The organism is Chryseobacterium shigense (assembly GCF_900156575.1).
In the GTDB taxonomy this organism is placed as follows: Bacteria; Bacteroidota; Bacteroidia; order Flavobacteriales; family Weeksellaceae; genus Chryseobacterium; species Chryseobacterium shigense.
On sequence record NZ_FTNY01000004.1, the window covers coordinates 109,383 to 126,370 of the forward strand.

At 32.9% G+C, this 16,988-nt stretch carries 17 protein-coding genes; 3 read left to right on the forward strand and 14 right to left on the reverse strand.

Annotation, left to right across the window (positions count from 1 at the left end):
* Nucleotides 1-122: 122 nt before the first annotated feature.
* The 3 genes from porX (at nucleotide 123) to BW964_RS13960 (ending at nucleotide 2,842) form a co-directional block, all read left to right on the forward strand.
* Nucleotides 123-1,667: a T9SS response regulator signal transducer PorX gene (gene porX / locus BW964_RS13950; protein WP_076508095.1), complete on the forward strand. Its 1,545-nt coding sequence runs from the start codon at nucleotides 123-125 to the stop codon at nucleotides 1,665-1,667.
* A gap of 120 nt (nucleotides 1,668-1,787) precedes the next feature.
* Nucleotides 1,788-2,081, forward strand: coding sequence for a YciI family protein (locus BW964_RS13955; RefSeq protein WP_076508097.1), 294 nt, complete (start codon nucleotides 1,788-1,790; stop codon nucleotides 2,079-2,081).
* Nucleotides 2,078-2,842 (forward strand): exodeoxyribonuclease III, encoded by a 765-nt coding sequence (locus BW964_RS13960; protein WP_076508098.1) that lies wholly within the window; start codon nucleotides 2,078-2,080, stop codon nucleotides 2,840-2,842. Before BW964_RS13955 ends, BW964_RS13960 begins: the two co-directional genes overlap by 4 nt.
* A gap of 71 nt (nucleotides 2,843-2,913) precedes the next feature.
* Here the strand turns inward: BW964_RS13960 and BW964_RS13965 are convergent, their stop codons facing one another.
* From BW964_RS13965 to BW964_RS14030, 14 genes are all read right to left on the reverse strand, one after another.
* Nucleotides 2,914-3,285: a septal ring lytic transglycosylase RlpA family protein gene (locus tag BW964_RS13965; RefSeq protein ID WP_073336540.1), complete on the reverse strand. Its 372-nt coding sequence runs from the start codon at nucleotides 3,283-3,285 to the stop codon at nucleotides 2,914-2,916.
* A gap of 629 nt (nucleotides 3,286-3,914) precedes the next feature.
* Nucleotides 3,915-4,652, reverse strand: a complete 738-nt coding sequence (locus BW964_RS13970) for a hypothetical protein (protein ID WP_076508100.1) — start codon at nucleotides 4,650-4,652, stop codon at nucleotides 3,915-3,917.
* Nucleotides 4,653-4,669: 17 nt separating this feature from the next.
* The gene (locus BW964_RS13975; protein ID WP_076508101.1) at nucleotides 4,670-5,320 is read right to left on the reverse strand and encodes a hypothetical protein; all 651 of its coding nucleotides are present in this window, start codon (nucleotides 5,318-5,320) and stop codon (nucleotides 4,670-4,672) included.
* Between the two features lie 355 nt (nucleotides 5,321-5,675).
* On the reverse strand, nucleotides 5,676-6,977 hold the full coding sequence (gene rimO, locus BW964_RS13980) for a 30S ribosomal protein S12 methylthiotransferase RimO (RefSeq protein ID WP_076508103.1): 1,302 nt from the start codon (nucleotides 6,975-6,977) through the stop codon (nucleotides 5,676-5,678).
* Nucleotides 6,978-7,071: 94 nt separating this feature from the next.
* Entirely contained in the window at nucleotides 7,072-7,617 is a 546-nt protein-coding gene (rfbC, locus tag BW964_RS13985; RefSeq protein ID WP_076508105.1) for a dTDP-4-dehydrorhamnose 3,5-epimerase, read from the reverse strand.
* 9 nt (nucleotides 7,618-7,626) lie between these two features.
* Complete coding sequence (locus BW964_RS13990) at nucleotides 7,627-8,589, reverse strand: MraY family glycosyltransferase (protein ID WP_076508106.1); 963 nt, start codon at nucleotides 8,587-8,589, stop codon at nucleotides 7,627-7,629.
* Nucleotides 8,589-9,497 (reverse strand): NAD-dependent epimerase/dehydratase family protein, encoded by a 909-nt coding sequence (locus tag BW964_RS13995; protein WP_076508108.1) that lies wholly within the window; start codon nucleotides 9,495-9,497, stop codon nucleotides 8,589-8,591. Before BW964_RS13995 ends, BW964_RS13990 begins: the two co-directional genes overlap by 1 nt.
* Before the next feature lies 1 nt (nucleotide 9,498).
* On the reverse strand, nucleotides 9,499-10,524 hold the full coding sequence (locus tag BW964_RS14000; RefSeq protein ID WP_076508109.1) for a WaaS/CpsH family glycosyltransferase: 1,026 nt from the start codon (nucleotides 10,522-10,524) through the stop codon (nucleotides 9,499-9,501).
* A 16-nt stretch (nucleotides 10,525-10,540) separates the two neighbouring features.
* On the reverse strand, nucleotides 10,541-11,674 hold the full coding sequence (locus tag BW964_RS14005; protein WP_076508111.1) for an NAD-dependent epimerase/dehydratase family protein: 1,134 nt from the start codon (nucleotides 11,672-11,674) through the stop codon (nucleotides 10,541-10,543).
* 10 nt (nucleotides 11,675-11,684) lie between these two features.
* Nucleotides 11,685-13,403, reverse strand: a complete 1,719-nt coding sequence (locus BW964_RS14010; protein WP_165789176.1) for a DUF4838 domain-containing protein — start codon at nucleotides 13,401-13,403, stop codon at nucleotides 11,685-11,687.
* A 20-nt stretch (nucleotides 13,404-13,423) separates the two neighbouring features.
* Nucleotides 13,424-13,981, reverse strand: a complete 558-nt coding sequence (locus BW964_RS14015) for an acyltransferase (RefSeq protein WP_076508114.1) — start codon at nucleotides 13,979-13,981, stop codon at nucleotides 13,424-13,426.
* Nucleotides 13,982-13,985: 4 nt separating this feature from the next.
* Nucleotides 13,986-14,774, reverse strand: coding sequence for a glycosyltransferase family 2 protein (locus tag BW964_RS14020; protein ID WP_076508116.1), 789 nt, complete (start codon nucleotides 14,772-14,774; stop codon nucleotides 13,986-13,988).
* Entirely contained in the window at nucleotides 14,771-15,832 is a 1,062-nt protein-coding gene (locus BW964_RS14025; protein ID WP_084175885.1) for an EpsG family protein, read from the reverse strand. Before BW964_RS14025 ends, BW964_RS14020 begins: the two co-directional genes overlap by 4 nt.
* Nucleotides 15,832-16,983, reverse strand: coding sequence for a glycosyltransferase family 2 protein (locus BW964_RS14030; protein WP_076508119.1), 1,152 nt, complete (start codon nucleotides 16,981-16,983; stop codon nucleotides 15,832-15,834). The genes BW964_RS14025 and BW964_RS14030 overlap by 1 nt, the downstream gene beginning before the upstream one ends.
* Nucleotides 16,984-16,988: the final 5 nt, after the last annotated feature.

A 16,988-nucleotide genomic window follows, 5' to 3' on the forward strand; every position in this document is an offset into this window, starting at 1 on the left:
ATCAGCCGTAACAGAGCAAGTTTTCATTTAACTAATATTTAACTTTTATTGTCTCTAATTTGTGAGAATTTAAAAGGAATTGGTCAACATTTTGATGCTATAACCATGTAAAAAAATAAATTATGTCGGAAAAGATATTATGGATAGATGATGAAATAGATTTACTCAAACCCCATATCGTATTTTTAGAAAAAAAAGGTTACCACGTAACCCCTGTCAATAATGTGAACGAGGCTCTGGAACTAATGGATTCGGAGAAATTTGCGTTGACACTTATTGACGAAAATATGCCCGGCATTTCGGGATTGGAAGCCATTCCCATGATCAAAGAGAAAGATAATGCTCTGAAGATTGTTATGGTCACAAAAAGTGAGGAGGAACACATTATGGAAGAAGCCATCGGATCACAGATCGCGGACTACATTCTTAAACCTGTAAATCCTAACCAGATTTTATTGTCGTTAAAAAAGAATCTTCAGGAGGATAATCTTGTAGAGCAGAAAACAATTCTTCAGTACCAGCAAGAGTTCAGAAACCTGTCTATGGAACTTTCTTATATCAGAACATATCAGGAATGGGCGGAATATTACAAGAAAATCCTGAGCTGGGAAATAAAATTTGATAAGGTAGCTGATAATGAGTTTTCCGATCTTTTGCAGTCGCAGAAAGAGGAAGCCAATATTCAGTTTGCCAAATTCATTGAAAAAAATTACGAGGGCTGGTTGACGGATTCTGAGAAACCTTTGATGAGTCATACTCTTTTTAAAGAAAAAGTAAAACCTGAAGTAGAGAAAGAAAAAGTTCTTTTGCTGATGGTGGATAACCTTCGTTTTGATCAGTGGAAAGTTATAGAGCCATTATTCACAAAATACTACAACAAGATTTCAGAAGATTATTACTACAGTATTCTTCCTACGGCTACACAGTATGCAAGAAACTCGTTTTTCGCAGGTCTGATGCCATCTGAAATCGAGAAACGTTTTCCTGATAAATGGTTTAATGATAATGAAGAAGGAAACAAAAATGAATTTGAGCGAGATTTTCTGGAAGATCAGATGAAGAGAATTGGTCTAGGATCTAAATCTATGAAGTACCTAAAAGTATTGAATGCAGATTTTGAAAAAAAGATCTATGATGACTTTAACCAGCATAAAAACAATGATCTTCTGGTCATTGTCTATAACTTCATTGATATCCTTTCACATGCCAAAACAGACAATCACATTGTAGATCAGCTCATCCGTGATGATAAGACGTTCAGATCCCTTACTTTTAACTGGTTTGAAAACTCGTCATTACTGAAGATCATCAAAGCCGCAGCAGAAAGCGGCTATAAACTTGTCATTACTACCGATCATGGAACGGTATACGTTAAAAAACCCAGCAAGGTAGTGGGTGACCGTGAGACTTCAACCAATATCCGGTATAAAACAGGAAAAAGTTTAACCTACGACAGCAGTGATGTGTGGGCTATAACAAATCCTGAAAAATTATTCCTTCCCAAAGGAAATTTAAGTTCGAAATATATTTTTGCAAAGAATAATATTTTCCTGGCCTATCCCAAGAATTATAATCACTTTGTCAATTACTATAAAGAAACCTACCAGCATGGTGGAATCTCACTAGAGGAGTGCATCATTCCTTTCAGTATTTTAGAACCCAAGTAGTTTTTCTCATAGTTTATTTAAATTTCGGGTTCAGGGGCGGCAAAAATCATTTGATTTTTGCCGCTTCTTTTTTCCAGTCTCTTTTAATAATCTCAAAGACTTCATATCTTAGCAAAAAAAATGTTTATCATTTCTCTTACCTATAAAACTTCCCTGGAAAATGTGGAACACTTTATCCGGGAACATCATGATTTTCTTGAAAAATACTACAGTTCCGGACACCTGATCACTTCGGGCAGAAAAGAACCCAGAACAGGAGGAATAATTCTTGCAGATGCAAAGTCCAAAGAAGAAATTCAAGATATCATTAAAGAAGATCCTTTCTATAGCAATAACCTAGCGGATTATGAAATCATTGAATTTATTCCATCAAAATATAACGAACATTTTAAATCTTTTATAAAAAACTCATGAAGTTAATCACCTATAATGTCAACGGAATCAGGGCGGCTTTCACAAAAGATTTTTTAGGCTGGCTGAAGACTGCTGATCCTGACATCGTCTGCATTCAGGAAAGCAAAGCAGGAAACGACCAGATCGACATAGAAAGCCTTGAAAAAATCGGTTATCACAGCTATTGGCACTCTGCAGTCAGAAAAGGCTACAGCGGGGTCGGAATCGCGTCTAAAATCAAACCGAATCATATTGAATACGGATGTGGTATTGAAAGTTACGATAATGAAGGCAGGATCATCCGTGCGGATTTTGACGGCTACTCAGTAATTTCTGTTTATGTTCCCTCTGCAAGTAATATTGAAAGGCTTGAATTTAAAATGCAGTTTTGCCATGATTTCCTGGTTTATATAAAGGAACTCAGAAAAACGATTCCTAATCTCATTATTTCGGGAGATTTCAATATTTGCCATCAGGCTATCGATATTCATGATCCGGTCCGTTTAAAGAACGTTTCCGGCTTCCTGCCGATGGAAAGAGAATGGATGACCAGCTTTATCGAGGAATGCGAATTGATTGACAGTTTCCGGTTTTTCAACAGTGAACCGGATAATTATACCTGGTGGAGCTACCGGCAGAATTCCAGAGCTAAGAATAAAGGCTGGAGACTGGATTATAACTTTGCAACGTATACTTTAAAAGACAAACTTTCGCGGGCTGTCATATTAAAAGAGGCTGTGCATTCAGACCATTGTCCTGCCTTACTGGAATTGAATGTGTAAATAAAAGGAAAAGGACTACAAAGTAAAAAGCCAGCTGATTCAGCTGGCTTTTTTAAATTTAAATCATAAATTTAGTCGACAATTTCATATTCCACCGGAATTGTACCATGATTGATATCTCCGATTTCATCGAACGCAGCTTTAGAAATATCTAATGCTCTTGATGCATGGAAAGGTCCTCTATCATTAATCTTCACTATCACCTGTTTTCCATTGTTCAGATTGGTAACTTTAATATTAGTTCCAAACGGAAGCGTTCTGTTTGCAGCGGTAAACTTTGAATTACTAAAGATCTCTCCGCTTGCTGTTTTTCTACCGTTAAATTTATCGTGGTAGTACGATGCATAACTTGTTTTCTTCGCATCTAAGGCATTATTTGTAAAAGAATAGATACCTAAGGTTGAAATCATCATTATGATTACGAGAATGAATCTTTTCATCATCTTGAATTTTATTGGTTTTGACGGAGCAAAAGTATAAGGAATGTTGTAAAGTCCCTACTCCATATGTTAAAAACCGTTAACGAAAACAAAATTATATGTTAACAAACCCTGTAAGTTCCTATGAACAGGGGTTTTAAACCACACTGTTAAAAAACGTTAAAAAAACAGGCTAAAAGTTAACATAATTAACTTATTAACGAAAAAATTCAAAAGTATAATTACAAAAACAACTGATAATCAAAAGTTTACGTAATTCGTAAAAATCCACCAAATGAGGTTAAATGATTTCAAAAAACTATTTTTTTTAAGAGGCTTTATTTATAGAACAGGCTTGATAGAAGTTATTTAAGACTGTTTGTTAGTATGAAGTGTATTCACTTTAACACCTATATTTAACATCAAATCTGAATTATACGTAATATTCCTCCTTATAACTCTCAAGATTGATCTACATTTCAAAACCTATCTTCTTCATTATAATCAAATTGAATACCAAATTGTTTTTTTACCCCCTCAATATTATCCTATTTTACAACTGCTCTTACTTTAGAATTCGGTTGACTATTCTTATTAAAATAAAAAAACCAATGATTGCTCATTGGTTTCATTTATATAAATAAGTATTGATCTTATTTTAAGTATTCTATCACATAGTCATAAGTTCCTGAAGGATATACTACTGACATGCTTGGTGAACCAGTAATAGCATTTCCTGCAGTGGTTGCTAATGTATAAGAATATAAACTTCTGTCGTAAACAGTGTTTGTACCAGCCTTATAAATAGTAATACCGTACAATGCAGTCATCCCTGTAGGAGAAGGAATATCAACCGCTGTAGAGCTACCTGTAGCAGTAAACTGTCCTTTGATGGCATATACCTGAGCATTGTTTACTAATGTATTCGTTGCTACTTCAGAATTCGTAAAGTTTACTTTAGGGCTTCCTCCTAATGGTATCCATTGACCTGTTGCCACAGTTGTTGGTGAACCAGGATTGGAAAAATAATAAAATCCAGGAGCTACTGTTTGATTTCCAATACCAGATCCAGTAGCAGGCGTTGTACCTGAAGCGGTATTATAAACGATAATCCCATCAAATCTGTTTGGGTTATTCGATGCTAAAAAAGAACCGCTATTCGTTAAAACTAAACTTCTAAGGTCGGCTCTAGGAAATAAAAATCCTTTACCAACGTTTGTTGCAGCAGGACTTGCCCCGTTCCATAGTGTAGAACTTGATGCATCAAAGAAAGCTGTACTTAAGTTAATTGACGAGTTCCCAAGGGTCTGGTTACCCTTTACCTGTGCTGAAACTTTTGTTCCTAGCAAAGTTGCAATAATACATGGGATTAAAAAATATGTATTTTTCATTTTAATGTTTTTGATAATTAGTTAGAACCTGTATTATACCAATCAGTACCATCTGTTATAAATTGATAACCACCAAAAGGGTTTACGTTCGGTACGTTATTTCCTCTATAAACACCTCCAGCTGTTTGAATAGCAGGAGCTGCTGCTCCAGTTACTTCAAAGACTGTAAAAACTTTTCCAACCATTGCGGCAGTTGGTGCAGGTAAAGTAACAGCAGTTGTAGTACCACCACCTGTCAATCTAACAAAGTTATTGGCATCAGAAGCTAAAATAGCTACGTTTGCTGAAGCATCGTTTCTAAAAGTTGGTATAGCAGCAACTGCTCCAGCTCCTAAAGTTTTCCACACATTGTCTACTGCACCGTCATAATAGTAAAAACCAGGTGCTGTTACATTTACAGTTTTAGCTGTGGTAGATCCATCCACTGCTGTGACGAATACTAATGAACCATTTTGAGCAGCTACATACGCAGTGTTTTTGGCTGCTAACTGATCTTCTGTCATACGAGGGACTAATAAGGCGTCAGGTCTTGTATTATCGGCAGTATTAGCTACTACGTCTAAAGTTGCGGAAGGTGTCATGGTATTAATACCCACACGTCCCTGCTGAGCCTTGGAAACTGCCGAAAGGCCAACGAGCATTGTCGCTGTTAATAAAAATTTTTTCATAAGTTTTTAAAGATTTAAATTACATTATTTTCCATCAATATTTTCCAAAATAGAAAACGCATCTCAACTTGTGCTTATCTTAAAGACTAAGAAAATTTTAAGTCTTTTAAATTGGCAACTGCTTGAAGTGTTTGATTTTAAAACATTGCTTATTGCGCAAATTTAAGACATAATTTTTGAATTTATTCATTTTATGAAAAAAAAATAATAGAGTTTTATCTATATAAACAATAACGCACTGTAAACCAGATCTATCAAGAATTTAACGACTGTACCAATTGTGTTAAATTTTATTAATCTTTTTAATTATCCATTAAAAGCATGGAAATAATGCAATTAGATAAAAGACACATTATCAGACAAGTTCACCATACAAATCAAACTCTTCAGCAGAGGTTATTTTCACTTCTGCAAACTCTCCTATAGAGATGTAAGTTTCCTCAGCAGAAACCAGAACTGTATTGTCTACATCCGGAGAATCATACTCTGTTCTTCCGATAAAATAATTGCCTTCTTTTCTGTCAAATACACATTTAAATGTTTTACCGATCTTCGCTTGGTTCTTCTCCCAGGAAATCTGCGATTGCAGCTCCATGATCTCTTCTACTCTTGCTTCCTTCACTTCCTGAGGAACATCATCTTCCAATACGTAAGCGCCGGTGTTTTCTTCGTGAGAATAGGTAAAACATCCCAGTCTGTCGAACTTCTGTTCTTTTACCCACTCTTTTAATTCCTGAAATCTTTCCTGAGTTTCTCCCGGATATCCTACAATCAAAGTAGTCCTGATAGCCATATCTGGAACTTTCTCTCTAAACTTCGCCAATAATGCGTCCGTTTTTTCATGAGTTGTTCCTCTTTTCATGGATTTCAGAAGATCAGAATTGATATGTTGAAGAGGAATGTCTATGTAGTTACATACTTTTGGTTCTTCACGGATGATATCGAGAACATCTTCCGGAAAACCACTTGGGAAAGCATAGTGAAGACGAATCCACTCGATACCGTCAACTTTCACCAATTCTTTTAAAAGCTCTCCAAGGGCGCGTTTTTTATAAATATCAAGACCGTAATACGTAAGATCCTGCGCAATAAGAATAATCTCTTTAGTTCCTTTTTTCGCCAGCTTTTGAGTTTCCAAAACCAATTTTTCAATAGGTGTGGAAACGTGTCCTCCTCTCATTAAGGGAATTGCACAGAAAGAGCACGGTCTGTCACAGCCTTCTGAAATTTTGAGGTAAGCATAGTGCTTGGGAGTTGTCGTTAATCTCTCTCCTACCAACTCGTGTTTATAATCTGCTCCAAGATGTTTCAACAGGATAGGAAGATCTCTTGTACCAAAATACTGATCTACATCCGGTATTTCTCTAATAAGATCCGGCTTATACCTTTCTGAAAGACATCCTGTAACAAAAACTTTTTCGACTTCGCCTCTGTTTTTTGCTTCTACATAATCAAGAATTGTGTTGATAGATTCTTCTTTTGCATTATCAATAAACCCACATGTATTGATCACCACAATATCTCCACGGTCTTCATGAACCACTTCTTTACCATTAGCTTTCAGCTGGCTCATTAATACTTCAGAATCGTATACATTCTTGGAACATCCAAGTGTAACCACATTGATTTTCTTCTTCCCTACAGATTTTGTGCGCATCGTTTTGATTTTGAGTGTGCAAAGATACAAAATTATAAAGAGTAAGACTCAAAAAAAGAAAACCACTTTTATAAAGTGGTTTTCAATGTTTTATTTAAAAATTGCGTTCAGAGAATGCAGGCAGAGACTGGTCTTTTTCGGAAAGTATGATGGCTTCAACTGGTAATTTCCAATCAATATTAAGATCCGTATCGTTCCAGATCACACTTCCTTCAGAATCTTTATGATAAAAGTTGTCGCATTTATACGAAAAAATGGCTGTTTCGCTCAAAACAGAAAAACCGTGTCCAAATCCTCTTGGAACATACAATTGAAATTTGTTTTCAGGGGTAAGCTCAATCCCAAACCATTTTCCAAATGTTGGCGAGTCTTCTCTAAGATCTACTGCGACATCCCAAACTTTCCCTTCCAAACATGAAACTAATTTTGCCTGGGCATGTTCACCTTTCTGCAGGTGAACACCACGAAGAACGCCGTAGGAAGATTTGGATATATTGTCTTGTACAAAATGTCCATTCATTCCAGTAAGTTCTTCAAATTTCTTTTCATTGAATTTTTCAAAGAAGTATCCTCTTTCATCTTCAAAAATTGTCGGTTCAATGATGTAACAATCTTTTAAGGGTGTTTCTTTTATTTTCATTTTTGGTATCTATAAATTATATTCCTTTTTTAAACTCCATTTCAACCCTAAATAAATTCCTCCTGTGGGAATAAATATAATCAAAATAACAGCCCAAACAGGAAATTGTGAGTTAATTAAAAATAAGTTAATTATTAATTGACAAGCAGCATAAGCAGAACTTACCAATAAATGTGATATTTTCTTTTCATTAGCAAAAAGCTGATAAAGATGTCTTCTGTGTGCTTCAAAAATATTTTCTTTTAAAACAATTCTTTCAATGATGGTAAGGACTACTTCCATTCCGTAAATGGATAGTAACAAAATGTATTTGTAATCTCCTGTTCTCATAACGAGTAATGTAATCAGTGCAATTACCCAAAAACCTATTCCCATGCTTCCTACATCGCCTGCAAAACATTTCGCTTTTTTTCTAAAATTAAAAAAAAGAAAAACTATACATGCCATGATAGGATACAGTATAAAGTTTTCGTCTGTAAATTGAATGATTTCCTTATTGATATACGCTAAGGAAGTTAGAGTTACAATACTATAAAGCCCCGTCATTCCATTGATACCATCCATAAAATTATAAGCATTCAGTGTTCCGATTATAATCACAAACAGTATAGGCCATACCCAAAACGGCATCAAGGTAAAAGCTCCTGTAAAGTATAGAAGCAAAATCACTGAAATCAGGTGAACTGAAAGCCTGATTTTATTTGATAAAGTTTTAATATCGTCAATAAAACTAATGGTACATATAGCCAAAAGTCCTAATCCAAAAGACCAATAATTTTGAATTACCTCATTGAAATTGAATAAACAAAAAACAATAAATGAAACAGGAAAAATAATTCCACCTCCTCTTAAGGTAATTTGCGTATGTGCACTTCTATGATTGGGTTTATCTATAATATTGTATTTATCGGCTATTCTGAAATATATCAAAATTGAAATAAATAATATTACTGTGACAAAAATATATTCCATTACTTTGTTTGAAAGCTTTTAATTGTTTTTATAAGTCCGTCTTTAGCGGAAACAGAAAGTTTTTCTACTCCTAATGACATTTTAATTTTTTCATTTGAAACCAATAAATTACTTGTCATTTTTTTTAATCTTTTGGTATTGAGAGGAAAAGGGATATAATCTCCTATCTTCGCCATCTTTTGTACTATTACTTTAGGTAGAGATAAATTAACCGTTTTTTTTCGGGTAACTTCTCCTATAATTTCAATAATATCTTTTGTAGAAACAGATTCATCATCACAGATATGGTAAATTCCCGAACTTATTTCACTCTTCTTTTTTATTATTTCTTCCACATAATAACAAAAATTTTCTATAGATAAAAAAGATCTATTATTTTCAAAAGAAGCTAATGGATAAGGTATTCCCTTAGAAATCATTTTATATAGCAATCCAAGATTTCCCTTATCTCCAGGTCCATGAATCATTGGCGGCCTAATAATTATTATTTTCTTATTCTTTGGAAGATCTTCATCAAGAAGTAATTTCTCTGCCTCTCTTTTAGTCTTGCCGTATAAAGATAGGGGGCGGCAATGATCAATTTCTTCCAGAGGCTTATCAGACCCAAGCTCCTCTAAAGCTGCAATTGAACTCACATGAATCAATAAGGAAGCATCAGATTTTTTGAACTCTTCTACTATTTGTCTGGCGAGCTCTACATTGGCAAAATAATAATCCTTTTCAGTAGCAGTACCCTTATGATCATGAGCTTTACCTACTAAATTAATCATTATGTCTGTCTCTTTGTCAATAGTTTTCTGCCAAAAACTATTTCTCAACGAAATCTCCTGAATATCAAACTTTGACTGTAAGGTTTTTATCAGGTTTTTTCCTACGAAACCTGAGCCTCCAAAAATAGCAATCTTCATATTATTGTTTTAAAACCTGTTTCCAATGTTGTATGGAAGAAATTCCAAATACTTCATTTACCCATCCTTTTAAGGACATACTTTCTCTAATTTCCGGATCAATTTGCTTAAAATCTGATCTAAAAAAATCTTCTTCAAATTGAATATCTTTTCTTTCTATTATGTAAACATTTTGTGGATCATAAAAAGGATATCTTTTTATGATAGGATTGGTTGTTATGAGTTTTCTTCCAGAACCTAAGGTCTCAAAAGTCCTCATTGTCAATCCATTTTGACCAGGATGATTAATATCCAGAATCACCTTTGTATTATTATAAATATCAACTATTTCATGATGTGAAAGACTTCTAAATGAAATTTTTTTATAATCGAAATTCTTAAACTCTTTATCTGTGAGCCTTCTATATTTAAAAAGAAGTTTACTTGGTGAAAAATAAAAAGTAAACATTTTTAAATGATGCTGATTACACCAAAGTTTAGCTTTTTCACTGATTGAATATCTGTCTGAATGGGCAGTTCCGATAAACGCCAGATCATTTTGAAACTCTTTATTCTTTCCGTTTAAATTTCCATAATCCTGAGCAAAGAACAAAGGTCTGAAATTCATTTTATATTGTAGGGCATCCTCACTGTCAAAAGTGAATTGGCTTTCAAAATAGTTTAAAATTTCTAAGCCATTTGAGTTGTTTTTAAATGAATCATAAGTATAAAAAATAAATTGAATACCCGGATTATTAGACTTTAAAAAATCAAGAAAGAATTTAGGGGTAGCCTCTCCTTTTATCAAAAGGAAATAATCATATTTTACGTCTTTAATTTTCTCAATAATTCCTTTAAAATATTGGTTTATTTTAACGGCGTACATTTCTTTTTTAAAACGAATAATAGCTTTACTAAAAAATGAGTTAGAAGGTCTTTCGTCAAATAAATCAACTTGAGCCCCCATATTTTCTAACTGTTTTTTAATCAGATTTTCATAATTAAAAAATTGGATGGAAATTAATAAAACATTCTTTCCTTGAAGCATCTATACAATTAATTTGTTATTTATATAAACCCTTAGCTTTCATTTCCGCTAAAGAGTCACTAAGTTTATCTTCCTGAATTTCCTGTTGCAATACCCAGTTTGAGAAATTTTTTATTCCTTCTTCAAAATAGACCGTTGGTTCAAATCCCAATTTAGATTTTATTTTTGACAGATCTGCAAAATTATGACGGATATCTCCTAATCTGAAATTCCCAGTAATAGTGACAGGAACTTCGATGTTATATGAACTAATTAATGTATTAGCTACGGTAGAAACGTCTACAGGAACCCCAGTACCAACATTGAAAACCTCACCATTGGCTTCTTCTTTTTCTATTCCAAGAATTGTGGCATTAACTACGTCATCTATATACACAAAGTCTCTAGTTTCTTTACCGTCTTCAAAAATCTTTATCCCATTTCCATTTCTTATTTGCGTAGAAAATATAGACAAGATTCCCGTATATGGATTAGACAGCGACTGGCCAGGTCCGTATACATTTTGATATCTGAAAGCTACAGGAGCAATCCCTATGGTAGGGCAAACCGTCATAATCATCTGTTCCTGATTTTGCTTTGTAATCCCATAAACTGAAGATGGATGAATTTTTGAATCTTCGTCAGTTGCAAGTAATTCTAAATTTTGTCCGTCTTTATATTTCACTTCAAAATCTCCATTCAACATATCATTTTCCTTTCTGTGGGAAGGGTAAACAATGCCAAGTTCCGGATGACGATATCTTCCTTCACCATAAATTGATCTGGACGATGCAATCACGATTTTTTCTATATTATTTTCATTATTAGCCAGCAAATCCAGCATAATAGCGGTTCCCTGTATATTTACCTCTGTGTACTTCTCTATACAATACATAGACTGTCCAGTGCCCGTTTCTGCAGCTAAATGCACAATTACATGTTGTCCTTTTAAAGCTTGCTCCCAATCTTCCCTTGAAGTTACAGTTCCTTTGATAAAATTGACTTTATCTTTTATTTTATTGTATAAAGGCGATGTAGTTTCAGGATCTTCCCCATGAATCTGGGTTGAAAGATTATCAAGAATTGTAATTTTGTAACCCTTTTCGATCAATTTAATTGCTAAGCTACTTCCGATAAAACCGGCTCCTCCGGTAATAAGTATATTTTTCATTATTCGCTATTTATCTACTTTTTGTTTTTATAAACTCATCAACTGTAAATTCAGCATTTCTTAAATATGTTATATTTAATTTCTTTGCTTCCTGTTTAAAAGAATTCAATTTTCTATTGAATTTTTCATTACTTGATTTATCACTACGCGCATTCACTGCATTACTATAAATTTCAAGTTCTGCATATTCAATAGATAGCATTTCTTTTTTTATTCTATTAATATATTGAGGCTTTGTTTTAACTTTATCAAGTGCTTTCTCTAAAATATTTTTATAAATCAGAATGTTCTGCTCACTTAAATAACCATTTTTATATTGTACAGGATTTGCATATACATCAAGAGGGTTATTATATTTCTGTACATTCACTTCAAGAGTTTGAATATATTGTTTAATATCTTTCCATGCCTCTCCATAATAATTCATTAAAAATTCATTCATTAGCAGATCATAATCAGCATTTGGATTCCATAAAAGCTTTGATGCCACATATGATTTAAGTTCGGAAAATTCCCCCTGTTGAGGTCCAATACCCTCTATAAATACTTTTTTTGCACCAGTATTTTTAAAATATGTAATATTTTGCTTTAACGTGTTTAAGTTCGGAAAGGGGAACAGGGAATGAAAATAATTGACATTATAATCCCATATAAAGATATTGCTTGTCTGTTTTTTCCAATCCTGTAAAGCATCTATAAATCTTTTGGCTTCTTTATTCTTATCAGAATTAATAGCATACCTTCTATCAACATTAGTAAAACAAAACATGATCTCCACATTTTTTGCAGGCAGCTCAAATTTAGAAGGAAGAAGTGACTGATTATAGGCTAAAGTACTGATTGTTTTATCTGGAAATGCCTTTGCTACTTTATTCACAAAAGGAATTAATGTCTCGCTAAAACCGTTTCCTCTTTTATATTTATTTTCACATATATTACAATGACAATAATTGGGCGAATCTAAATGACTGACAGACCATACTTCATTTGGAGTAACCTCCATTTCATGTTTCAGTACTTTCAACAACTCATTTAATGCTCCCTCACTGCTGAAACATATTTGAGATGGATTTCTTTTTCCATCAATAAGCGCGAAATACTCTGGATGTGTTTTGAAATATTTTTCGGCAGGCAACAGCCAGGCTAATGAATGAGCAGGATACAATCTATTCTCAAAAAAGTAATTTTGTTTATGAAAATCTGCATATGCTTTATTAGAGTTTTCAAGAGAATAATAAGATCTGAAATTAAATACTGGGGAATAGATGTAGTTAAGCTGTGGAATAGAAACACTTCTTTTTTTTGGAATTTTTATTTCATCTAGTGCAAAAAATTCACAGTCCAAATAATTCTCAAAAAAAGAATAAACGCTATATAAAACACCTCGATTTTTTCCACCAGAAATTATTAGATTAGATTCCTTAGTTTGTAAAATAACTCCGTCATCTTCTACACTTGGTATATTTTCAAATCTATTTCTATTTCCAACAAAGATAGAATATTTGTTTTCAAACCCTTTATTTTTTTCAACAGCCAACTTGATGCCCGTAATGTTTTCAAAGTATCTCTGGAATTCAGACGCTGCAAAAATTTCATTTTTATCAGCGTTTAAAGCAACAATAATTTTATATTTTGACTGCCCATCATCTGCCAATACCAATGTTTGTGAATTCAAATTACAATTCACAGCCAAAAGAAAAATAAAAAAAAGAACTTTAATGGAATTCAAATTAATATAAGTTTTTTTGTTTAATATAAAACTCTTTCCCAAGTTTTTGTTTCAAAATTATACTTCTTTATAATTTTTGCGGGTGTACCAGCAATAACGCAATAATCAGGAAATATCCCCCGAACTACTGAATTTGATCCAACTATACATTGCTTACCCAATATCGTTCCTGCCTGAATAGCGACTCCCATTCCTATAAAACAATTCTCACCTATTTCCGTTTTTTTCACCTTCATTTTCTGCTGAAGTACAGGTATATCAATATCTTCATATTCATGATCGATATCCGTAATATAAGTGTTTGCTAAAATTGTTGCAGATTTCTTAATAACTAAATTTCCCCCTGCTGTAATATGTACATTTTGAGAAATCCCGACATTATCTTCAATAATCATTGCCGAATCTTTTCCATGAACTTCCAATCGGACATTAGGATATATTCTAACTCTTTTCCCAATACTTATTTTATTCATCCCCAAAATAATGATTGGAGATCCTAAATATCCTGGAAATCCAGCTTTTTTGAAGAAAATAGAATATAACGAGTATCTAATAATCCAGAAAATTTTAAACACCATATTTTTACTTTCTTAGTTTTACAATGATGATACGACGATAATATTTTAATGTAATGTAAGAAAAATATAATAAGTATTGAAAACTGTTGATATATTTCAGACCTAGCATATCTTTAATATTCTTTATTTCGCCTTTATACATTCCTTTTAAATTACCTGATAATCCACTTTGCCCAAACAATGGTTTGAAATCGCCCGCTATTGCATAATTTTTATTCAGGATGATCATTTTACCACATTTACTAAATCTCAGCCATAAATTACCATCTTCTGTATACTTTTGTTTCTCGTCATAAAATCCTGCTCTTTCAATAAGATCTTTCTTAAAGAGTGAAGTAATGGTAGAAGGTGCCATTTTAATCATTAACTTTTCAAAACTCACTCTAAATATATCACCTTCCAACTTGTATGGAAAGCCTAAAGGCATATTGTTGTGCAGTGCTCCAATAAAATCAGCATCATATTTTAACAAAATTTCTGACTGATGCTTTAATTTTCCAGGTAGCCAGACATCATCAGAATCAATTAAAGCTAAAAAATCATGCTTTGATTCACGAATTGCCAAATTTCTTGCTGCAGAAACTCCTTTGTTTTCCTGATCAATTAATTTGATATTAAAATTCGTATTTTCATTAATAAATTTTTCAACAATGTCATGGGACTTATCTGTTGAACCGTCATTGACTATCACTATTTCCAGGTCATCTGGCGGCAGCTGATTTACTACAGAATTCAAACATTTGATGATGGTCTTTTCTGCATTGAACATTGGTATTATAACTGAAATTTTCATAATCTGTCAGGATATTTCTCTTCCCAGAAAAAGTGATAGGGTAAAAATGGAGTTAGTTCGTCTTGTACAACTGTTGTAATATTTTTGGCAAATAATAGGATTGAGAAAACACTTACTATAGCCAAATTAACCGTGTATTTCCAGGGAAGGTCTATTTTTTTTGAATTATTCTTTAAATATATAATCATACAATACATAAATGCTCCTTGAAATCTAAGCCCTGCATAACTAAATTTGGCAAAAATAAATGATAATAACTCGCATATAAATATGGTATGAACTAATTTAGAATATTTTTCACCGCGATTAAACCATAAAAAGTTGACATACATTAATAGAACTACAAAAAGTGGTCCCAAACCGGACACAAAGCTCGGAGCATATAACTGACTATAATCTTCACTTTTATTGGAGACACGCTCCATAAAAAAAGAGAACATACTAGGAGAAACAATAATAAATAATGATAATATAGCAACAAAAAAGATCTGGTACTTCTTTTTAATAAGTACACTTACAAAGAGAAGCAGTATCAGTAATGAAGAGTATTGTATCAAAAATGCTACTATTCCCCAAACTGCAAATTGTCTATATTTTTTTTGATATAATTTGTCTACAGCTAATGTTGCTACACAAAAACTCAATCCATAACGGATACCATTCATGGTAAAATCATAAAAAAACAAGGGAAATACAAGTAAAGCCAGCAAAATCATTTCATTTCTCGAACGAGAATATACTTTAAATAGAATACCTGATGATATGAGCGCTATTAATGCAACACCTGCTCTTGGAGAAGCACCAAGAAAGACAAGTGCTTTACCTAAGAATTCAAACCCAGGTTCATACCTCATAGGACTTTCTCCATACATTTTATAATCTTGGAGCAGAGCTAGATAGAAGAAACTATCAGTCCCTACATTTCCTCTTAATACTACGACTAAAAGTGCTGGCATGAACAAGAAAACAAGGGTCCAAAAATTAACTTTTATCTTACGGAAATACAAGTTCAGAGAAACAAAAGTTATATATATGTATGGGAATAAATAAAATAGCATTATTTATTGTTTAGATTATCGAAATTAGATATTGCATCGGAAATAGTATTAACTTGTGTATAAGAAAATTTTCTTTTTTTTGAAAATTTAGACTTCAGTACTAAAACTAATTTATTTTTCACTATCACTGTGTATTCTTTAAGCATCATTCCAAAGAAAGTGACCTCATTTTTTTTGCTCTCAATTCTTAACAATTGGTTTTCACGTTTGATAATTTTGGGAATCGATTTTCTATTATTGATCGTAGCATGGGCCATTAATCTAAATTTATTAAACTTTTCTATCAAAGAAAGTTCTCCCATATCTTCTAAGGCTTTCATCGCAGATTCAGCCCAAATTGTATTAACGCTATAAAAATAAGGAACGTAGGTACTCCACTTATAATCTTTAATATTATTTAAAAGTGGAGATTGTGACATTTCTCCGGCATGCTCACCTCGTATATTACTGGCCGATGCACTTTTCGCACATACTCCAGCTATTGACAATGGTGTCTCTGTAATATAGTGCTTTTCAATAATACATGACAATGATATTGAAGAGTAGATATCCGGACTCAGGCCACCGAAAAACTTTCCTGTTTTATTTTTTACTTCTATTAATTTTTCTCTCTTTACAATCCCATGATATGTTCTGGGAAGCGGATAAAGGAGATAGTGCTGTAATCCATTTTCTAATAACTCAGATAAATATTTTTTGGGATAAAATGTTCTAATTGTATCTGATTGTAATGAAATTTCTTCCAGACCTTCCGGGTACCCATTTAGCGCGCCTGGCCAATAATATGAAATATTATTCGCGGAAGAAATGCTCTCTATATTATTTTTGTCTGCGTATATCGCATATTCTATTGATGTTTTAAGAATGGTATCGTCGTCACCAATCAAAGTTACATACTTACCCTCTGCAAGCTCCATACATCTGTTAAAGTTTTCAATAAATGAAATTTTCTCGTCTGTATGAATATATTTAATTAAATCTGAATTAGTATGGTGTACAAAGTCCCTAACTTTTGTGCTGCCGCTATTATCTGAAATACATATTTCAATAATTTCACTATTGAAATTGAGAATAGATTTGATAGATTCTATACAATAAAACTCTCTATCCTTTGTTGCTATTAATATACTTAAAAGTGGTGTCTTGTTCATGATTT

Bases quoted from the DNA above. Each gene is read 5' to 3' on its own strand.
- porX (WP_076508095.1), top strand. From the start codon at position 123: ATGTCGGAAAAGATATTATGGATAGATGATGAAATAGATTTACTCAAA.
- BW964_RS13955 (WP_076508097.1), top strand. From the start codon at position 1,788: ATGTTTATCATTTCTCTTACCTATAAAACTTCCCTGGAAAATGTGGAA.
- BW964_RS13960 (WP_076508098.1), top strand. From the start codon at position 2,078: ATGAAGTTAATCACCTATAATGTCAACGGAATCAGGGCGGCTTTCACA.
- BW964_RS13965 (WP_073336540.1), bottom strand. From the start codon at position 3,285: ATGATGAAAAGATTCATTCTCGTAATCATAATGATGATTTCAACCTTA.
- BW964_RS13970 (WP_076508100.1), bottom strand. From the start codon at position 4,652: ATGAAAAATACATATTTTTTAATCCCATGTATTATTGCAACTTTGCTA.
- BW964_RS13975 (WP_076508101.1), bottom strand. From the start codon at position 5,320: ATGAAAAAATTTTTATTAACAGCGACAATGCTCGTTGGCCTTTCGGCA.
- rimO (WP_076508103.1), bottom strand. From the start codon at position 6,977: ATGCGCACAAAATCTGTAGGGAAGAAGAAAATCAATGTGGTTACACTT.
- rfbC (WP_076508105.1), bottom strand. From the start codon at position 7,617: ATGAAAATAAAAGAAACACCCTTAAAAGATTGTTACATCATTGAACCG.
- BW964_RS13990 (WP_076508106.1), bottom strand. From the start codon at position 8,589: ATGGAATATATTTTTGTCACAGTAATATTATTTATTTCAATTTTGATA.
- BW964_RS13995 (WP_076508108.1), bottom strand. From the start codon at position 9,497: ATGAAGATTGCTATTTTTGGAGGCTCAGGTTTCGTAGGAAAAAACCTG.
- BW964_RS14000 (WP_076508109.1), bottom strand. From the start codon at position 10,524: ATGCTTCAAGGAAAGAATGTTTTATTAATTTCCATCCAATTTTTTAAT.
- BW964_RS14005 (WP_076508111.1), bottom strand. From the start codon at position 11,674: ATGAAAAATATACTTATTACCGGAGGAGCCGGTTTTATCGGAAGTAGC.
- BW964_RS14015 (WP_076508114.1), bottom strand. From the start codon at position 13,981: ATGGTGTTTAAAATTTTCTGGATTATTAGATACTCGTTATATTCTATT.
- BW964_RS14020 (WP_076508116.1), bottom strand. From the start codon at position 14,774: ATGAAAATTTCAGTTATAATACCAATGTTCAATGCAGAAAAGACCATC.
- BW964_RS14025 (WP_084175885.1), bottom strand. From the start codon at position 15,832: ATGCTATTTTATTTATTCCCATACATATATATAACTTTTGTTTCTCTG.
- BW964_RS14030 (WP_076508119.1), bottom strand. From the start codon at position 16,983: ATGAACAAGACACCACTTTTAAGTATATTAATAGCAACAAAGGATAGA.